Here is an 18,375-nt window from a genome sequence, read left to right as displayed (position 1 = left end):
AAAGAAGCCAGCATTACGGAAGCTCTAATCACATCCGCCGGCGGGCTAAACTTGTTCACCCCGCTGAGGGTAACAAGCGTTCAAAGCTATCTAACGGTAAGGGTTTACTGTAGAGATAGCCTTGAAATCTATGGCAGCCATGGTTTTCCAGAAAACTACGTTGCTCTTCGGTTTCCACCCCTTCGGCTATCACGTCCAAACCCAGATTATTGGCCATGGCAATAATCGTTTGGACGATCACGGTATCGTCCGGATCGACAGAAATATCTCTTACAAAGCTTTGATCAATCTTCAATTGATCGATAGGCAGTTTTCTAAGATTAGATAACGAGGAATTCCCGGTGCCGAAATCATCCATTGAAAAACGCACGCCAATTTCCCTTAACGCATGCATTTTGCGGATGGTCTCATCAATATCGTCCAGCACCAGACTTTCAGTCAACTCCAACTTCAAGCGATTGGGATTGATATCGCTCTCTCGAATGATTTGCCGCACCACGTCGACGAAATCAGTTTGCCTAAACTGCCGCGCACTGACATTTGCAGCCAACTGCAAATGTTGAGTATGTGCGCTGCTTTCCCAAATCTTCAGTTGTCGGCAAACGGTTTCCAGTACCCAACGCCCTATCGGCACAATCAAACCGATATCCTCGGCCAAAGGTATAAACTCAGCCGGTGAAATCAAGCCGCGTTCGGGATGTTGAAAACGGATTAAGACTTCAGCACCGATAATATCCAAACCTTGCGAGACTTGCGGCTGATAATACAGTTGGAATTGCTTATCCGCTAAAGCACCGTGTAAATCCGCCTCCAATTTGACCCGCGCATTGATACTGGCCTGCATGGCCGGGTCGAAGAAACGTATGGTATTCCGCCCGGCTTTTTTGGCCTGGTACATAGCAATATCGGCTTGTTTCAGCAAGCTCTCGATGTCCGAATCCTGGTTGTTGAATAACACGGCGCCGATACTGGGCGAATTGCGATATTCGTGGTCGGCCAGTCGGTAGGTTTGCGTCAAGGCAGTAAGGATTTTATTCGCTATCACTTCGGTCTGCGCGCCGGCATCCAGCACTTCATCGCTCAGATCGGTCAACATCACCACAAATTCGTCCCCGCCCAGTCGCGAAACCGTGTCGCCTTCGCGCACGCACGCCACCAAACGTTGTGCCACCAATTGCAACAATAAATCACCCATGTCGTGACCGAGGGTGTCGTTTAAGGTTTTGAAATTGTCCAAATCGATAAACAGGATGGCCCCCTCCCGCCCGCTGCGCGCACTGGCAATCAGCGCTCGTTTCAAACGATCTTGCAGTAATCGGCGATTCGGCAAACCGGTCAACGGGTCATAAAACGCCAAGCGCTCAATTTCCTCGGCAGCGGCTTTAATCGAGGTAATATCTACAAACGTGGCCACATAATTTTTAATGCAACCCGTCGGGTCTTTCACCGTACTGACGGCCAAATGCATGGGAAACACCGCACCGTCCTTGCGTTTACTAGAAATCTCACCTTCCCAGACCCCTGAGTTATTGACTCTTTCCCACATCTCCTCGTAATAGACCAGACCCTGCAAATCCAATTCCAATACCCGCGGATTCTTGCCTACTACTTCCTCGCTGAGGTAACCGGTAATACGGGTAAACGCCTGGTTTACCCGCAGTATCAACCGATTCTCGTCCAAAACCACGATGCCTTCCTGCGACTCGAAAGCGGTAGCGGCAATCCGCAGCTCGGCGTCCAATAGCTGTTGCTGTCTCAGCGCGTGCTCCAACCGGCTTTTTTGTGCCAAGCCCTCGGGTAAGGTCATCGCCAACATCCGGGCAATATCAATTTGTACAGGCGACCAAGGTTCGCTGCGACCCCGCCATAATTCCGTCCACATTTCAAATGACTTACGCGGTGTCAGTTGATAGTTTCCGCTTTTGTCCATCACCAAGCCTTTCTCGGCCTTGCCCGCCCAGCTTACGGTGCGCGGCTTTTCCTGTCTGAACCAAACTATGACATTGCGCATATCGCCGGGCAGCGGTGTGGTCAATATCCCTGAGGCTATTTCCTGGTATTTTTCTGCCGGTACAAAATCATTGGCAAGATGATCAGAACTAAATATCTGGCCGCAGGCTTGTTGGCCCAGCCAGAGCAATAATGCCCCTAGATCTGCAGGCTTCAACACCTCGCCGTAAACATGCCGCTTACCTTCCACCACAGCTAATATCCCGGTTGCATCCAGCAACGCCATCAATGGCGGTAGTAACCTTTGCAGGACCTGTTGCTCGTGATCGGTAAAAATATAATTCAGCAACTCACCGATCACATGGTTAGCGCTGGCAACGCAGTCGTACTGCTCCAAGGCCTCAATCGAGGATAATTTCGATGACACCATCCGGCTTATAAACGTCACCGCTTCGCGTTGGGCAATCGACACACGTTTTGCCGTGAAGTGATGACAAGCTATCAATCCCCACAATCGGCCGTTTTGCAGCAAAGAAATCACCATCGACCCCTGCACACCGATATTGCGCAAATACTGGATATGTATCGGCGACAGGCAACGCAACGCCGAGTAACTCATATCCAACGGCCGCTCGGTTACGGGATTGAGGCCAGGTAAAATGGGCACCGGCTCTGCATCAATATCGGCAACCAAGCGTACCAGATTACTCGTATAAAGCCGCCGCGCTTGTGGCGGAATGTCACTGGCCGGAAAGTGCAACCCAAGGTAGGACGGCGCATGATCCACGCTATTTTGGCTAATCACTTGACCGTTCCAATTAGAGTCAAACCGATAGATCATCACGCTATCGTAGCCACTCATCCGCCGCACCAACAGCGCGACATCATCGAAATAGCGCGAGAAATCGCTATTCGCGTCGTATCGCAGTAATGACTCCTGCATTTCCATCAGCAGTTCGGACAATCGCCCTTCCTGGTCGGCGTCGTGATCAGGCACAAGCTCCAACACAAATAGCCCGTCACTGACATAAGCGTGGGCCTGTAGCTCAAGAGAGCCGCGGCGTTGAGGAATGCTGAGTTTCCCGGCGGCCGTATTTTTACGCTGCGCCGATTGAAACATTTGCTCGATTTGCCCGGTAATTTTTTCGCCTACCAGTTCCTGAAGCGGTTTGCGGCACACCTCGCCGGTCAATTCGCTGAAAAATTCGCTAACGTTGACACTGGCCTGCAATACCGTGTAAGGTCGATCAGCGCTCAAAACCAACAAGGCGCCATGCGGCTGAATCTGCCCGATTTGGTGAATGGGTTCTGCCGCGCACTTTTCCAGGGCTTGTTGCAACGCCTGTTGATCAATATCATCCATTAGACCGGGCGGAGAACGTGTAATTTACGAATAGGCATAATCATCCAGTACTTGAATAAAAAATTGAAAAGTTTGGCAGGCTGCGTGCTCGGCAGCCGAACGCTGGTCATCGTCACCGGCTAGGTTTTCCGCAAACCGCAGAAAATCTTGCCACATAGGCCCGGTGTTCTGACCATAACCGCAGAAAAAGCAAGCGCCGGCTTCGCCATTTAAACCGTGGTAGGCCTCAAGGCTACGCGAAATAAGCTGTCCACCCAACATCGATCCCTCTATCACGTATAAAACCCCGGTATATTCACCCATGCTGGCTACCTGCGGTGCCGACAGGTTTTGCGCCATGTTGCATTCCTTAAGCGGGTCTATCCCCAAAAACGCCAAATCGCGGCAAATCCAAGGCAGCTTAAGGCGTTGAGAATAGTCGAATTGACAGTCTTGAGAAGACTGAAAGGCAATTAACCGCTGTTCCAAAGCCTGATAGAGATGGTAGTAAGCGGACAGTAGCTTTCGGTATTTAGCCAGCGAATAGTCTGGTTGGGTGATTCCAAGCAGCAAACTGTGCTGATTTAAGCGGTTGTGATAGTCATTGCTTGCGCCTTTTAACGCCTCGCGGACTGCCTGCCGGGAATTGTGCGGATGTGTATCGGACGATTTCATTCGGAGCCCCGGCAAACCCAATTTAGAAAAAAACGGCAGTAAACAAGAATATACCAACAATTCCGCGAAAGGCCAGGTGCATGCCTGATAGCCGGCGCGGCTACATTGACAGGCTGGGTTAGCACTTGGGCAAACGCCGACTCCAGGCCATAAACTCGTCTATCGGCACCGGCTTGCTGAACAAAAATCCCTGACAGGCGTGACAGCCGTGCTGTTCCAGAAACAAGCGCTGCGCTTCGGTTTCGACGCCTTCGGCAATGACTTCTATCCCCAGATTGTGGGCCATGCCGATGATGGTTTGTACGATCACCGCATCGCTGGTTTTGATACCGATGTTATGCACAAAGGAGCGGTCTATTTTTAACTGGTCGAACGGCAACTGCGTCAGATAGGAAAACGACGAGTATCCGGTCCCAAAGTCGTCCAACGAAAAGCGCACGCCCATCTCTCGGAGCGCGTGCATTTTAGAGATGGTGTCGTTGATATTCTCAAGGACCAGACTTTCGGTCAGTTCCAGTTCCAGCAAGTCCGGGTTAACGCCATGGCTATCCAGCGTCCGCCGCACCTGCTCGACAAAATCTGCCGCTCTAAACTGGCGCGCACTGACATTAACGGCTAGCCGAAACTGCCGCGAACGCGCATTCTGCTCCCACTGCTTCAGTTGCGTGCAAGCGGCTTCCAACACGCATTGGCCAATCGGCAAAATCAAACTGGTTTTTTCCGCCAAGGCAATAAACTCCAACGGCGACACCAAGCCGCGTTGCGGATGCTGCCAACGCAACAGCGCCTCGGCGCCCACTACTTGGTGGTTTCGGTAGATCTGCGCTTGAAAATACAGCTTGAACTGATTTTGAGACAGCGCAAGGCGCAAATCTTTTTCCAAATCGGCGCGAGCCGTGGCCAATGCCTGCATGCTCGGGTCGAAGAAACGCACAGTATTACGCCCGGCCATTTTGGCTTGATACATAGCAAGATCGGCGTGCCGGAGTAGCTCCTCCGCAAGCTCGTGATCACGGTACAAGCGAATGCCGATACTGGCCGAACAATGGAACTCATAGCCGTTTATGTCATAAGGATGAGCCAACGCATCCAGCAATTTTTCGCCGACTTGCTTGGTTTGCATGGCGGCAAGCTCGACATCGGCGCTCAAATCTGAGAGCAACACCAAAAACTCATCCCCACCCAGACGGCCGACGATGTCGCATTCGCGCACGCTAGTACGTAAACGCCGCGCCACCTCTATCAATAATTGGTCACCGGCCTCATGGCCGCGCGTGTCGTTAAGCATCTTGAAGTTATCCAGGTCCAAGAACAGGATGGCGCCATACAAGCCGTTGCGGGCGCCGGCAACCAACTCCTGGCCCAAGCGGTCTTGCAGCAAACGCCGGTTAGGCAAATGGGTTAAAGGGTCGTAATAGGCCAATCGGTGGATTTCCGCCACCGCGTCCTTATTCTCGGTAATATCCGAAAATGTACCGACGTAATGGGTAATGCGGCCATCGGGCGCGACTACGGCGGCAATGGTCAGCCATTGCGCAACAATCAGGCCATTCTTATGCCGATTCCAGATTTCACCTTGCCAGTGGCCGGTTTCCTGTAATGAAGTCCACATGGCGGTAAAAAACCCCTTGTCGTGCCGACCTGAGTTGAGCATCTGCGGCGTTTGCCCCATTACTTCTTGGGCTTCGTAGCCGGTCAGCGCGGTAAAAGCTCGATTCACCCGCAGGATTATCGCGTCCGGGGAGGTGACGATCATCGCCGCCTGCGATTCGAAGGCGATGGCGCTGATACGCAGCATTTCTTCCGCCTGTTTACGCTCGCTGATGTCCCGAATAATCGCAATACCGCCAACAATCTTGCCGGCGCCGTCGCGGGACGGTGCGCAGCTCATGTCTATCACTATGCCGGCGGCATCCGGCGCCGGCCTGAAATTGCCTTCATAACTTACCTTTTCACCGTTCAACGCCTGATGCAAAGCGGCAAGTAGTAAACCGTCGTTAAAACCCTTAATATCCAATCCGACCACGTTATCGACGGTATTCTGCAAAATAGCGGCAAACGGTTCGTTGCAATAAGTGACGATCAGGTCGGTGTCGTAATGAAAAATTCCGATGGGCGAATGTTTCAGCAACAAGCGATAGCGCTGCTCGCTGATACGCATGGCCTCTTCTCTTTCCGCGGCGTCGAGATGCAAGACAATATTCTCGGTGATGCTTCGATTGATACGACGCAAGCTGATCACCATGAAGCACAGGTATAAAAACCCTGCCACGCTCATCGCCACAAACAACCCATTGCCGGACATGAACAAGCGGACAATGATGGGCAGTAGCGAGCTCAAAGAAAATAGCACCGCACTAAGCAGATCGGCGGAAAAAGCCACCACGCCGCCGGCAGACAAGCCTGCCAGCATGAAAACCAAAAAGAGCTGATGTTGCGAACTGTTGGCCGGGAACATCAGAAAACCGGCCGCTCCCCACACCAAGCCCACGGCCAGCACCCCAATCCGAAACCTTTTCATCCAGAACCGAGTGCTTTCGCCCACTTCCGGCGCGGCGGACCGATAAGCCTTGACCAGCAAAGTGCGGGAAACCGCCACCAACACGATCAGCGTCAACCAACTGAGCACCACATGAGCCGCAATCATGTCACGCTGCATATAAGCCAGAATAGCCGCCAGTAGCGTACTGCTGATCAATGACACATTGCTTGCTGCAAACAGTTGCCGAAGCTGTGCCGCTTGAATTGCTGCTTGTTTGTTCGGGTTACTGATCACGTATGATTTAGCGGCCGGCTACTAACTAACGACTGAAATGGGTTTGAAACGACTAGCGAAGCACTCTGGATTGTACGCTAACCGGACTAACAGGCAATGCTGTTTTTGGCTGGCTGCTTTAACCGCGACCTAGCCACTGCCCTTACAATTTTGGTTTTATGATGCCCTACCCCCGACCCTTTCCCGGAAAGTGCGAGAACCCATATTCCGAAATTTGCAATGCCAAAGATAAAGCAGCAATTGCAGCACCAGGCGCCGAAGCATAGTCTATCGCGCCGTTGGAACAGGACCGGCAGTGATTGAATACGTTGCCCTTTGCTGCTAGAAAGAAGCAATTTACGCCATCAACTATTTCACCCGGACTATTGAAACTTCCTAAACCACACCCAACTGTTAAAGAAACTTTGCAGCGATTTTGCAGTCTTTGCCCATGCCGGCGTTTAGCCGGGTTATATCTTCACGATAGGAGTTATTGAATGAATTCACAGGAACGCAACCAGCTCAGCCAGTTTCTGAATCAACTGAACGAAGTAAAGCTCGCCCAAAAAGACGCCGAGGCCGAATCGTTGATTAGAGATGCGGTGGCCAAACGACCCGATGCCGCTTATCTGCTGGTGCAACGCGCCTTGTTGCAGGATCAAGCTTTGACTGCGGCTAAAGCACAAATCGCCGAGTTGCAAAATCAATTGCAAGCCGGTGCAAGCCCACAACGTGGAGGGTTCCTGGGCAACGATCCGTGGGCTCAACCTGCCAACAATAGCGGAGCGGTGCCCGGTGCCGGTAATTATCAAATGCCGCGCGGCGCCGCTCCCGCGCAAGCGCCCGGCTTCTTCGGTGGTGGTGGTGGCGGTAGTTTTTTAGGTAATGTCGCAACCACGGCAGCGGGCGTCGTCGCCGGTTCGTTTTTGTTCCAAGGCATCGAAAGTCTAATGGGTCATCACGGCTCCAGCGCCTGGGGCCAGCAAGCAATGGGCGAACACAGCGGCTTGCAGGAACAAACAGTAGTTAACAACTATTACGGCGACGATGCCATCCAGCAAGCCAACTTGGATAATAGTGACGATTTTTCACTTAGCGACGCAGACTACAGCGTGCCGGACGACAGCGACGATTCCGACTGGATTTGATTCACCTTGAGTTCTCCCTCTTTGGGCAGTCTTTGCACTGCCCTTTTTTTGACTTTTCCCTGTGAGGAATCCTGACACTACTTGGCACAAGTTGAGGTGTTTGCGGCTTGCCACCAGCCTGGTAATAACCCGGCGCAGAAAACCGTTCCCCCCATCGAAGAACACAGCAGCCACTGCTTTGACGGGCTCAGCCCAAACAGCATACCCGTGACAACTAGGACCGAGTTAATAAGTTGACGATGAAAGGCATTTTTTGCGCAAGGCAGCCAACTTGACCCAGTTTCGGCCAAATTGGGTACCTTGCAAGCCAAGCTCAGCGTTTATCGAATCGATCCAAATCCATCACTTTGGCCCAGGCATTGGCAAAATCCTGCACGACCTTTTCCTTGCCGTCTGCCGAGGCATAGACTTCCGCCACAGCCCGTAGCTCGGAGTGGGAACCGAAGATCAAATCCACTGGTGTAGCAGTCCATTTAACTTGATCGCTGGCCCGGTCCCGTCCTTCGTAAATGCCTTCGCTAGCTGACTTGGTCCATTTCGTGGACATATCGAGCAGATTAACGAAGAAATCGTTACTGAGCGTGCCCGGACGACTGGTGAACACCCCGTGTTTGGCCTGGCCGGCGTTCGCATCCAAAGCCCGCATGCCGCCCACCAGCACCGTCATTTCCGGCACGCTCAAGGTCAGAAAATTCGCGCGCTCGACCAGCATTTCCGCCGGAGAATGCGCATTATCTTTGCCAAAGTAATTTCGGAAACCGTCAGCTTTGGGCTCCAGCACCGCGACGGAATTGACGTCGGTTTGCTCTTGCGCCGCATCCATCCGCCCCGGTTTGAACGGCACTTGCACCTTATAACCGGCTTTTTTGGCCGCCTCCTCCACCGCTGCCGAACCGCCCAGCACGATCACATCGGCCAGCGACACTTTTTTACCGCCTTTCAAGGAACGGTTGAATTCGGTTTGCACCGCTTCCAGTTTTGCCAGCACTTTGGCCAGCTCTGCGGGATCATTGACCTCCCAGTCTTTTTGCGGTGCTAACCGAATCCGCGCGCCATTGGCGCCGCCGCGCATATCGGTGCCACGGAACGTGACTGCGGACGCCCAGGCGGTTTTGACCAACTCGGGAATCGTCAGATCTGCGGCCAAGATGGCTGATTTCAATTTGCCGGCATCCTTGGCGTCAATCAATTTGTGATCAACTTTGGGAATAGGGTCCTGCCAGACGAAGTCTTCGGCCGGTACTTCCGAACCGATATAGCGGGCTTTGGGCCCCATGTCGCGGTGGGTCAGCTTGAACCAGGCCTTGGCGAAGGCCGCCTCGAATTCTTTTGGATTATCCAAAAAGCGTTTGGAAATTTTTTGGTAATCCGGGTCCATTTTCAAAGCAATATCGGTAGTAAACATGATCGGCGGATGGCGTTTGCTCTGGTCGTGCGCATCCGGCACAAAATTATCGCCCTTGCCATCTTTAGGTATCCATTGCGTCGCACCGGCCGGGCTCTTGGTTTGCTGCCAATCGAAAGTGTATAGCCAGGTCAAATAGTCGTGAGTCCACCGCGTAGGGTTGGTCGACCAAGCGCCTTCCAGGCCGCTACTGACGGTATCGACGCCGTTGCCGGCACCGCATTTATTCGCCCAGCCCAAACCTTGCTCCTCGATGCCAGCAGCGGCCGGCTCTTTGCCCACGCATTCGTCGGGTTTATGCGCACCGTGCGCCTTGCCGAAGGTATGGCCGCCGGCGATCAGCGCCACGGTTTCCTCGTCGTTCATCGCCATCCGGCCGAAGGCTTCGCGGATATGTTTGGCGGCGGCCAAGGGGTCCGGATTGCCGCCAGGTCCTTCCGGGTTGACATAGATCAGACCCATTTGCACCGCTGCCAAGGGTTTCGCCAGCTCACCTTTGCCGTCGTGACGCTCGTCGGCCAGAAATTTCTTTTCCGTGCCCCAATTGACCACTTCGGCCTCCCAATCATCGGCGCGGCCACCGGCAAAACCCAGGGTTTTGAAGCCCATATCTTCCAAGGCCACATTACCTGCCAGCACCATCAGGTCAGCCCAGGATAGTTTGGCGCCGTACTTTTGTTTGACCGGCCACAATAGGCGGCGGGCTTTGTCCAGATTGACGTTGTCCGGCCAGCTGTTTAGCGGCTCAAAGCGTTGTTGACCGCCGGACGCGCCGCCGCGACCGTCGAAGATGCGATATACGCCGGCACTATGCCAGGCCATGCGAATGAAAAACGGCCCGTAGTTGCCGTAATCCGCCGGCCACCAGGGTTGTGAGGTATGTAGCACGCCGGCGATGTCTGCTTTCCCGGCTTTCAAGTCCAGGGTTTTGAATTGCTCGGCATAATTGAAGGCTTTGCCCAAGGGGTTGGATTCGGCGGCGTTCTGGCGCAACGGTTGCAGATTCAGTTGCTCCGGCCACCAGAAGCTGTTCATGGTCGGTTCCGGCTCGGCCTGCACCGGTGTGGCGGTCAACGCTGCTGATATGGCTAGCGCCAATGTGGATGCCAGGAAAATTTGTTTGCTTGTCATGGTGCACCTCTGTTCCTTGTTGTGATTTAAGATAAAAACCAGCCGTTGTTTTTTCGTTTTAAAGACCGCACGGGATTAACTGTAGCGGCATTTAGTTGTAACGGCACCCTATCCCTTCAGAAAACGGGTTCGGTGGACATATTCAAATAGAGATTGCCCGCAAACTGAAATTGATTTCTTCGATGGACCGATAGGCCAAGTCAATAATAGGGGCTTCCGAGCTGGTATGATTCCGGTCCGGGTGCGCTTTCGGAATACTTAACTCAACAGCGGATAACAGTCTATGAACTTGCGGGATTTAAGCTACCTGGTGGCCGTAGCGGAATTGAAAAACTTCAGCCAAGCGGCTGAGCATTGTTCGATTAGCCAGCCGACGTTGAGCACGCAGATCAAGAAACTTGAGGATTATTTAGGCGTGGATTTATTCCTGCGCGAAAAAAATGCGGTGGAAACCACCGACACTTGCCGGGAAATTTTACCGCTCGCCCTCCGTATACTTGACGATGCCCGCTCCATTCGCCAAATCGCCGCCCACGCCAGCGATCGGCACCGCAACATGTTGTCGTTGGGGGCTTTTCCTTCACTGGCAAGCTACGTGTTACCGGAATACGTCTTTCGCATCAAGCAGCATTACCCCGAGCTGAAACTCCAACTGGTCGAGGAAAAAACCAACGCACTCGTCGCCTTACTGCTCGACAAAAAGCTGGATGCTGCCTTGCTGGCCTTACCTGTCGAACAGGCGAGTTTGGAATCGCGGACCTTGTTCGAAGACCCTTTCACCCTGGCGGTGTGCGCCGATCATCCTCTTGCCGAGCAGGCAGAAATTGACCTGAACACGGTGGCCAAAGAAAATCTGCTGTTGCTGGACGAGGGCCATTGTTTGCGGGATCAGGCACTAAAATTATGCCATCCGTCGCGCTTTGTGGAGCACGACTTCCGGGCATCCAGCCTGGAAACCTTGCGTTTCATGGTCAAAAACGGCGTCGGCGTGACGTTGATGCCTTCGGTCGCTGTGCAGCCGGACGATCATGACATTCGTTATATCACCATACGCCAGCGGCCCAGCCGGCAAATCGCGCTGGTCTGGATCAAAAATCATCCCCGTAGCGAACTCCTGGAAACGCTGGCCGGACTACTGGCTTACAAACCGCTGCCCTAAAGCTGCAAAAAGCCGAAGCCACGCTATCAGCCTGACCAAGGATGGCGACTTCCGCTGCCATTTGCAGTCATATTCTCAAATCATTTACCACAAACAAAACACCTCTATCGTCTTCCCCACCCCGTTGGCCCTGCCAATTGCTTCCCGACAAATTCCCAAACCACCCACAGCAAAATACTTTTGCTTGACATATAGATGATAATCATTATCATTTGTATCCGACAGTCATCTCTCGTGCTGTCATTGCCGCACCTGCACAGCCTCCTAAGTTATCCAGTGTGCGGCAATTTAACTTATAACTTATGCAACCCGAGGTCATCATGTTTGAAGACAACTCTATCGGCGCGCCGAGAAGCCGCGATGTGGCGCAAATTCATGCCGCGACCTGCGTGTTAATGACCCAATTCATCAACGGCCATCACAACCCCAAGCTGGCACATCTCATCGTGCAGCAATTGGGGCGCCTGCTAAGCCACCCGGAACTGGCACATAGTGCTTCCAGCCGCGATATGTACCTGCAATTGCTGGAACACTGGCAAACCGTTACCAACCTGTTATTAGAGCGAAAAGCGGCTCGCCAGCAGCCGGCAACGGCGCATTGAGCGGGTTTGGCATTTATTCGTCATCATTTTTAGTCCTATGAAAAATCCGTCTAACCCAGTGCGACTTAGCCCGTCAACCGCCGACACGCCGCCGGAAATACCGCCAGCCAGGCAGCGGGTGAATAGCCGTTTATTGTTCGGCACCCAAAACGAAATTGTCATCGAACATCAAGGCGACGAGTACCGCCTGCGTATTACCAGTAACGGCAAATTAATTTTGACCAAATAAACCGTAACACCCGACAACACCAGCCAGCCAACCCCAGGGTAGCCAGCCAATCGTTTTCAGCTCAGTTAATCGAGAGGCCTGTATGTTACCGACCGCCAGTTTCCGCCAGCTTGCCTGCCTGGCCCCCATGCGCCTCGTAGCCAGCGAAGGGCCATATAAATCGATAGCCACAATCCAAAAAGCCGAATATAACGAACGCGGCCTGGGCTTGTTCATCGCGCTCGGCCTGCATTTAGCCTGGTTTGGCCTGATGCCGAACAGCGAGAAACCGCAGCCCGTCACCCCGCCGCAACCCATCATGGTGCAGTGGATCGGCGACGCACAAACTCAGCAAGCCCCCGCCAAACCGCCGGTGCAGCAAGCCCAGCAACCGGTTGAAAAAGCCGTCAGCAAACCGAAAACGCCGCCCAAACCGGTTAAAAAGCCGAACCTATTGTCGACCGCCGGCAGTGCGCCGACGGCAATCGCCGCGCCAGAGCCAACGCCGGAACCACCGCGCGCCGAACCTACACCAACGGCCGCTGCGGCGGCGCCTGCTCCGGCACCCAGTTCTACCAGCACCAGCGAGGCCGCCTCGGCGCCGATGACCTTGCCCAACCTGAACGCCGATTATTTGAACAACCCGGCCCCGGCCTATCCTAGCGCATCGCGGCAACTCGGCGAACAAGGCAAGGTATTGCTGCGGGTACTGGTCAATACCGACGGTGCGGTCGAACAAGTCACGCTACGTAAATCCAGCGGCTACGAACGCCTCGACCAAGCCGCCCAGGAAACCGTCCAAAAATGGCGTTTCGTCCCCGCCCGCCGCGGCGAACAGGTGGTTTCCGCCTGGGTCGTGGTTCCCGTTTCATTCTCTCTCGAAGGATAAATCATGGCACTCAATCAAAGTCTCGACCATTTCCTGGCGCAAACCGACAGTGTCGGCGCCTTCCTGTTTAGTTTGCTGCTGATCATGTCGGTCGCCAGCTGGTATTTCATTGTGGTCAAAGCCTGGAATGGCATTCAAGTCCGCCGCCGTGCCGAGCTGTTTTTACAGAAGTTCTGGGCCAGCGACACGCTCGCCGATGTCGCCGGACATCTGGCGGGCGGCGCCCAGGCAGACCCATTTTCGAACCTGACCCGGCACGCGCTGGCCGCCTCGCAACATCATGCCCGCCACGGCAGCCATGGTTTACAACAGTCCGGCTCGACCGCCGAGTTCCTGACCCGCTCAATGCGCCGCGTCATCGACGAGGAAACCGCGCAATTGGAATGGGGTTTGACCGCGCTGGCCTCCATCGCCAGCACCGCACCCTTCATCGGCTTGTTCGGCACTGTCTGGGGGGTTTACCACGCCCTGGTCAACATCGGCCAAGGCGGACTGGGCGGTTTGGATCAAATCGCCGGCCCGGTCGGCGAAGCGTTGATCATGACCGGCTTAGGCTTGGCGGTGGCGATACCGGCGGTACTGGCTTATAACGATTGCGTGCGCAGCAATCGCTTGTTGCTGGCCCGCTTGGACGGCTTCGCCCACGATTTGTTTGCGTTCCTGACCACCGGCGCCACCATCGCCAGCGCGCCAGCCGCCGCTATTGCCGGCGTTGAAATGGCCTACGTCACTGGAGAACACTAATGGCATTCGGCGGCTTCGATCAAAACAAGGCCGGCGGCCACACCGTCGCCGAAATCAACATGATCCCGTTAATCGACGTAATGCTGGTACTGCTGGTGATCTTCATGATCACCGCCCCGCTGATGACGCATGCGGTGAAAATCGATCTGCCCAAGGCCAGCAGCGTGCCGCAACAACCTAGCGACGACCCGGTGGCGCTGTCGGTAGATGGCGAGGGGAAATTGTTCTGGAACCAGGAACAAATCGACCGCGCAGTCTTGAATCAACGCCTGGCGGACATAGCCCAATCACCGCAGCAGCCGGAACTGCATATCCGCGCCGATCAAAACGTGCCTTACCACTTCGTCGCCGAAACCCTGGCCGACGCCGCCAAGGCCGGAGTAAGTAAAATCGGTTTCGTTTCCGAGCCTGAAAAAAAATGATGTAAGCAAGTCTTGGTGTTGCCGCCGACAGCGGCAAGCCAAAACCAAACTCGGGAAAAATATCGGCCGGTTTCGGGGTGTCTGACGTAGGCAAGGCAAGGATTGCCGATTTGTAATGACGAACAAAGCGCGGGAGACCTAGCCGTCAGACACCCCGAATCCGGCCGTAAATAGCCCGTTAAATTTAAGAACCCTATCCGTAAAAGCGGCTTCAACCGCGATTACAAAACCAAACAAAACAGCCACCTAGCCATTCGCGCCAGGCAGCCAGCATTTGAGACTGCACTGCCTGTTGGAATCGCTATGCCTTTATCTTTAAGCGCTCGACCTTGGTTGACCATGCCCCGCGCGGACTACTGTGTTTGCGCGCGGCGTGATCAGACCGGCCGACGCCCCGGTGTTAACGCTTCGAAATTCAGCCGTTTCTGTCCGTTAGCCGGCCGGACAATTTGCACCCTATTGCTGCTGAGCGCGATGACCGCCAAGGCCGCCGACGCTGCTGCATCAGACAATATCGATGAAACCGAGGATGTGGAACTAGCCCCCGTCACGGTAAAAGCCAAAATCGCCCATCCGCCTGCAAAAACCGTTCCCGGCACCGAATCGACCATAGACGCCGCAACCATCGAACAGCGCATGGTGCGCAACATCAAGGATTTGATCCGCTACGAACCCGGCGTCAATGTCGGCAACGACCCGCAACGCTTCGGGGCCAGCGGCTTTACCATTCGCGGACTGGGCGGCAACCGGGTGTTGATGCAGATCGACGGCGTGCGCCTGCCGGAAGCCTTTCGCATCGGTTCGTTTGCGAGCGCCAACCGCAATGCGGTGGACATGGACGCTTTAAAAGCCGTGGAAATCGTCCGCGGCTCGGGCTCGGCTTATTACGGCGGCGACGCCATGGGCGGTACCGTCAACTTCGTCACCAAGGACCCGCGCGATTACTTGAACGTATTCGGCAAGGATTACTACACCGGACTGAAACTGAATTACAACACTACCGACAACGGTTTCGTGCAAACCGCAATCTTGGCGGGTGCCTGGGGCGGCTGGGAAAGCATGGCGCTATTCACCCACAATCAAAGTAACGAGACCGATAACAAGGGCACGGCGGATTTCGCCGACGGCCGCCGCACCACGCCCAGTCCGCAAGAAAACGGCAGCTACAATCTGCTGGCCAAACTGCTGTATCGCTTTAACGACGACAATGTGTTGCGCCTGACCGGCGAATGGCTGGACAGTCGAGCCGATATCGACGCTTTGTATCTGCGCGGTGCCGACATCAGCCTACGCAACGTCAACAGCATGCTCACCACCGATACCCAATCGCGCTGGCGACTGACACTGGATCACACCCTGAAGCATCTGGATACACCGCTATTCGACGCTGTGCTCTGGAAGTTTTACACGCAAAAATCCGCTACCGGGCAAGTCACTTTGCAAGATCGCACCGCCAACGTGGACGGCAACACACTCACCGAGCGGATTTTCGATTTTGCCAACGACGATTTCGGCGGCGAACTGCAACTGGGAAAGGACTTTGTTTTAGGCGAGACCGCGCACGCGCTGAAATACGGCGGCCAGATCAGTAAAAACAGCATAGCCCAACAACGCGACGGCAGCTACACCTGCGTCAGCGGCTCGGTTAACCCGCGCACCGGACGGCCCAATAACATTTGTCCCAAAGGCCGGATCAGCAAGACCGTGACGCCGGACGAGTTTCCGGTACGGGATTTTCCCTTATCAACGGTAACCAAGGCAGGCGCTTATCTTGAGGATAGTATTGGCCTGTTTGATAAACGCATCGAGCTGATCCCCGGCGGCCGTTGGGAATATTTCCGCTTGCTGCCCAAACCCGATTATTTGTTCGATAAAGCCTCTGCGGCAGCGGTTGCGGAAGGCGCCAATCCGGTAATACCGATCATCATCGACGCCAACGCCTTTTTACCCAGATTTGGCGCCTTACTGCATCTCAACGAGATATTCACGGTGCACGGCCAGTATGCGCATGGCTTTCGCGGCCCGAACTTCAGCGAGAGCAATCTCGGTTTTACCAATATCACCGGCGGATACACCAACCTGCCCAATTACAACATTCAGCCGGAAACCAGCGTCGGTGCCGAAGTGGGTTTGCGCGGCCAGGGTTCGGCTGGGAGTTTCGGCATAAGCCTGTTTCGTAACGATTACGACCACTTCATCTACAACGCGGTGATTTGCAACCCGGCGACCGCGGCCTGTCCGCCGTTGGGTTTTACCACCTATCAAAACATCAATAGCCCTGACCCGATCCGCATTCAGGGTATCGAAATCAAAAGCCGGTTTTATCTGGACTGGCTAAATCCCTATTTACAGGGCGCCAGCCTGCTGTTCAGCGGTGCCTTTACTGAAGGCATGAATCTTAAAACCCAACGCAATGACGACGACGCCCTAAGACAAATCAGCCCGATGAAAGCCGTCGTCGGCCTGCGCTACGACCAACCCAGCGGCGACTGGGGCACGGAATTGAACCTGACCTTGGTCGGCGCCAAACAAGCCAATCCCGCGCCAGCTGACGCCCTATTTCTGCCCAGCGGCTACGGCGTCATCGATTTCAATGCCTACTACAACGCCAGCAAGCATCTCTCGTTCAATGTCGGGGTATTCAACTTGCTGGATAAGAAATACATCGACTGGGAAGACATCAACACCCGCGCCGGCGATCCGCATACCACGCTGGGCAATTTCGCCGACGCCCGCTACTGGGCCGACCGCTATTCGCGTCCCGGACGCAATCTCGGCGTCACGGTAAAACTGGCTTTTTGACGGAGAACAATCTGATGACCAAGGGCTACAGGGCCAAGAAAGAGGCCCGGAAAAAACTGGAAACGCTGTTCGACGAATTGCTGGAACACGAGGGTTTCGGGGAATTGCGGATGGAAATGCGCTTGTTAAAACGCGGGCAAAAGGAAGTGATCATCCATTGCGGCAAACAGTACCGCTACGTGCTGGACTTTCAGGTGCAAGGCACGCCGAACGGCAATCGCGATGGCAACGCACTTCCGGAATGCCGCGAGCCGTAATGAGTTTTAAATCTCCGCCACCGCAAAGGCCATGGGTCAGCGCGGATAGCCGGCATGGGGCCGAAGCGGCGGACGCTATTTTAGATCAAAGCAACGGATCGTCTTCGCGGTGAAGAGATGCGTCAATTTATTTACATAGGAAATCAACCATGAAAACTGCACAAAAACTGACCTTAATCGCCGGCCTGTTAGCCGTTTCCGGCAGCGCTTCGGCTGACTTGACCAATGGCCCCGACCCTTACGCCACCGGCTACGGCTTCGACACCCCAAGCGAAGCCAGTTGGGGCAACTGGAACCGGGGCGATGCCGGTACGCTGTATGCGGAATGGGACAGCTTTGTGGATGACTCTTATCCCGGCATCCGCACCGCAGCGCCGGATGTGGGCAGCGCCGGCACCACCGACGCCAATATCGGCTGGAACGCCGGCACATTCGCGGCCGGATCTGGCAATTTGTACAGCTTCAGCGTCGTCGAAAATTTCACGGCCTCGCTGAGCGGGACTACCAATAACCAACCCTTAAGAGCAGCTTTGCAATTCGAAACCTGGGGCGTGCAAATGGACTACACCAGCCTGTTACTGAATGGCGTAGCGCCTACCTTTACGACGCAAACTTTCTACGATGGCAACTACGAAAGCTCATTCGGCCCGGTCGAGCTGGTGCAATACCTGGCTTATTGGGATTTATCCGGACCGGCTAGCAATTATTTGTTCTCGTTTGGCAGCGCCGAACATAGCTTGAGTTTGGGTCAAGTCGCTATCGACATCGGTCCCGCCGCCGCTCCCGTAACCAGCGTGCCGCTGCCCGCGGCAGTATGGCTGTTCGGCGCCGGCTTCATGGGCTTGCTGGGTTTAAATCGTAAAAAAGGCCTGGCGGCATAAGCACT

Annotated in this window: 14 protein-coding genes; 10 read left to right on the top strand and 4 right to left on the bottom strand. The window is 54.5% G+C overall.

The features are described 5' to 3' along the window. Nucleotides 1-55: 55 nt before the first annotated feature. The 3 genes from ACH5Y9_RS03825 to ACH5Y9_RS03815 all read right to left on the bottom strand — a co-directional run bounded on the left by ACH5Y9_RS03825 (nucleotide 56) and on the right by ACH5Y9_RS03815 (nucleotide 6,671). A complete protein-coding gene (locus ACH5Y9_RS03825) occupies nucleotides 56-3,313 on the bottom strand; it encodes an EAL domain-containing protein (protein WP_445368586.1) in 3,258 nt (1,085 codons plus the stop codon). 24 nt (nucleotides 3,314-3,337) lie between these two features. Beyond that, on the bottom strand, nucleotides 3,338-3,967 hold the full coding sequence (locus ACH5Y9_RS03820; RefSeq protein ID WP_445368585.1) for a biliverdin-producing heme oxygenase: 630 nt from the start codon (nucleotides 3,965-3,967) through the stop codon (nucleotides 3,338-3,340). Between the two features lie 118 nt (nucleotides 3,968-4,085). Next, on the bottom strand, nucleotides 4,086-6,671 hold the full coding sequence (locus ACH5Y9_RS03815; RefSeq protein WP_445368584.1) for an EAL domain-containing protein: 2,586 nt from the start codon (nucleotides 6,669-6,671) through the stop codon (nucleotides 4,086-4,088). A 548-nt stretch (nucleotides 6,672-7,219) separates the two neighbouring features. Here ACH5Y9_RS03815 and ACH5Y9_RS03810 point away from each other — a divergent pair. Then, on the top strand, nucleotides 7,220-7,870 hold the full coding sequence (locus tag ACH5Y9_RS03810; RefSeq protein WP_445368583.1) for a DUF2076 domain-containing protein: 651 nt from the start codon (nucleotides 7,220-7,222) through the stop codon (nucleotides 7,868-7,870). A gap of 313 nt (nucleotides 7,871-8,183) precedes the next feature. On the opposite strand, the gene katG is transcribed toward ACH5Y9_RS03810, so the two are convergent. Continuing rightward, entirely contained in the window at nucleotides 8,184-10,406 is a 2,223-nt protein-coding gene (gene katG / locus ACH5Y9_RS03805) for a catalase/peroxidase HPI (RefSeq protein WP_445368582.1), read from the bottom strand. Nucleotides 10,407-10,689: 283 nt separating this feature from the next. On the opposite strand from katG, the gene ACH5Y9_RS03800 reads away from it, so the two are divergent. The 9 genes from ACH5Y9_RS03800 to ACH5Y9_RS03760 all read left to right on the top strand — a co-directional run bounded on the left by ACH5Y9_RS03800 (nucleotide 10,690) and on the right by ACH5Y9_RS03760 (nucleotide 18,370). Beyond that, nucleotides 10,690-11,565 (top strand): LysR substrate-binding domain-containing protein, encoded by an 876-nt coding sequence (locus ACH5Y9_RS03800; RefSeq protein WP_445368581.1) that lies wholly within the window; start codon nucleotides 10,690-10,692, stop codon nucleotides 11,563-11,565. Between the two features lie 320 nt (nucleotides 11,566-11,885). Continuing rightward, entirely contained in the window at nucleotides 11,886-12,167 is a 282-nt protein-coding gene (locus ACH5Y9_RS03795) for a hypothetical protein (protein ID WP_240618122.1), read from the top strand. Nucleotides 12,168-12,204: 37 nt separating this feature from the next. Continuing rightward, nucleotides 12,205-12,396 (top strand): hemin uptake protein HemP, encoded by a 192-nt coding sequence (hemP, locus tag ACH5Y9_RS03790; protein WP_101055259.1) that lies wholly within the window; start codon nucleotides 12,205-12,207, stop codon nucleotides 12,394-12,396. Nucleotides 12,397-12,478: 82 nt separating this feature from the next. Beyond that, a complete protein-coding gene (locus ACH5Y9_RS03785) occupies nucleotides 12,479-13,264 on the top strand; it encodes an energy transducer TonB (RefSeq protein WP_445368580.1) in 786 nt (261 codons plus the stop codon). A 3-nt stretch (nucleotides 13,265-13,267) separates the two neighbouring features. Then, the gene (locus ACH5Y9_RS03780; RefSeq protein WP_445368579.1) at nucleotides 13,268-14,008 is read left to right on the top strand and encodes a MotA/TolQ/ExbB proton channel family protein; all 741 of its coding nucleotides are present in this window, start codon (nucleotides 13,268-13,270) and stop codon (nucleotides 14,006-14,008) included. Further along, entirely contained in the window at nucleotides 14,008-14,430 is a 423-nt protein-coding gene (locus tag ACH5Y9_RS03775) for an ExbD/TolR family protein (RefSeq protein ID WP_445368578.1), read from the top strand. Before ACH5Y9_RS03780 ends, ACH5Y9_RS03775 begins: the two co-directional genes overlap by 1 nt. 474 nt (nucleotides 14,431-14,904) lie before the next feature. Continuing rightward, nucleotides 14,905-17,232, top strand: coding sequence for a TonB-dependent hemoglobin/transferrin/lactoferrin family receptor (locus ACH5Y9_RS03770; protein WP_445368577.1), 2,328 nt, complete (start codon nucleotides 14,905-14,907; stop codon nucleotides 17,230-17,232). 14 nt (nucleotides 17,233-17,246) lie between these two features. Next, nucleotides 17,247-17,489: a hypothetical protein gene (locus ACH5Y9_RS03765; protein ID WP_445368576.1), complete on the top strand. Its 243-nt coding sequence runs from the start codon at nucleotides 17,247-17,249 to the stop codon at nucleotides 17,487-17,489. Nucleotides 17,490-17,638: 149 nt separating this feature from the next. Beyond that, entirely contained in the window at nucleotides 17,639-18,370 is a 732-nt protein-coding gene (locus ACH5Y9_RS03760; protein ID WP_445368575.1) for a VPLPA-CTERM sorting domain-containing protein, read from the top strand. The last annotated feature ends 5 nt before the right edge of the window (nucleotides 18,371-18,375 follow it).

The sequence above is a fragment of the Methylomonas sp. BW4-1 genome (assembly GCF_052474385.1).
This window is presented reverse-complemented; position numbering and strand designations above follow the sequence as displayed.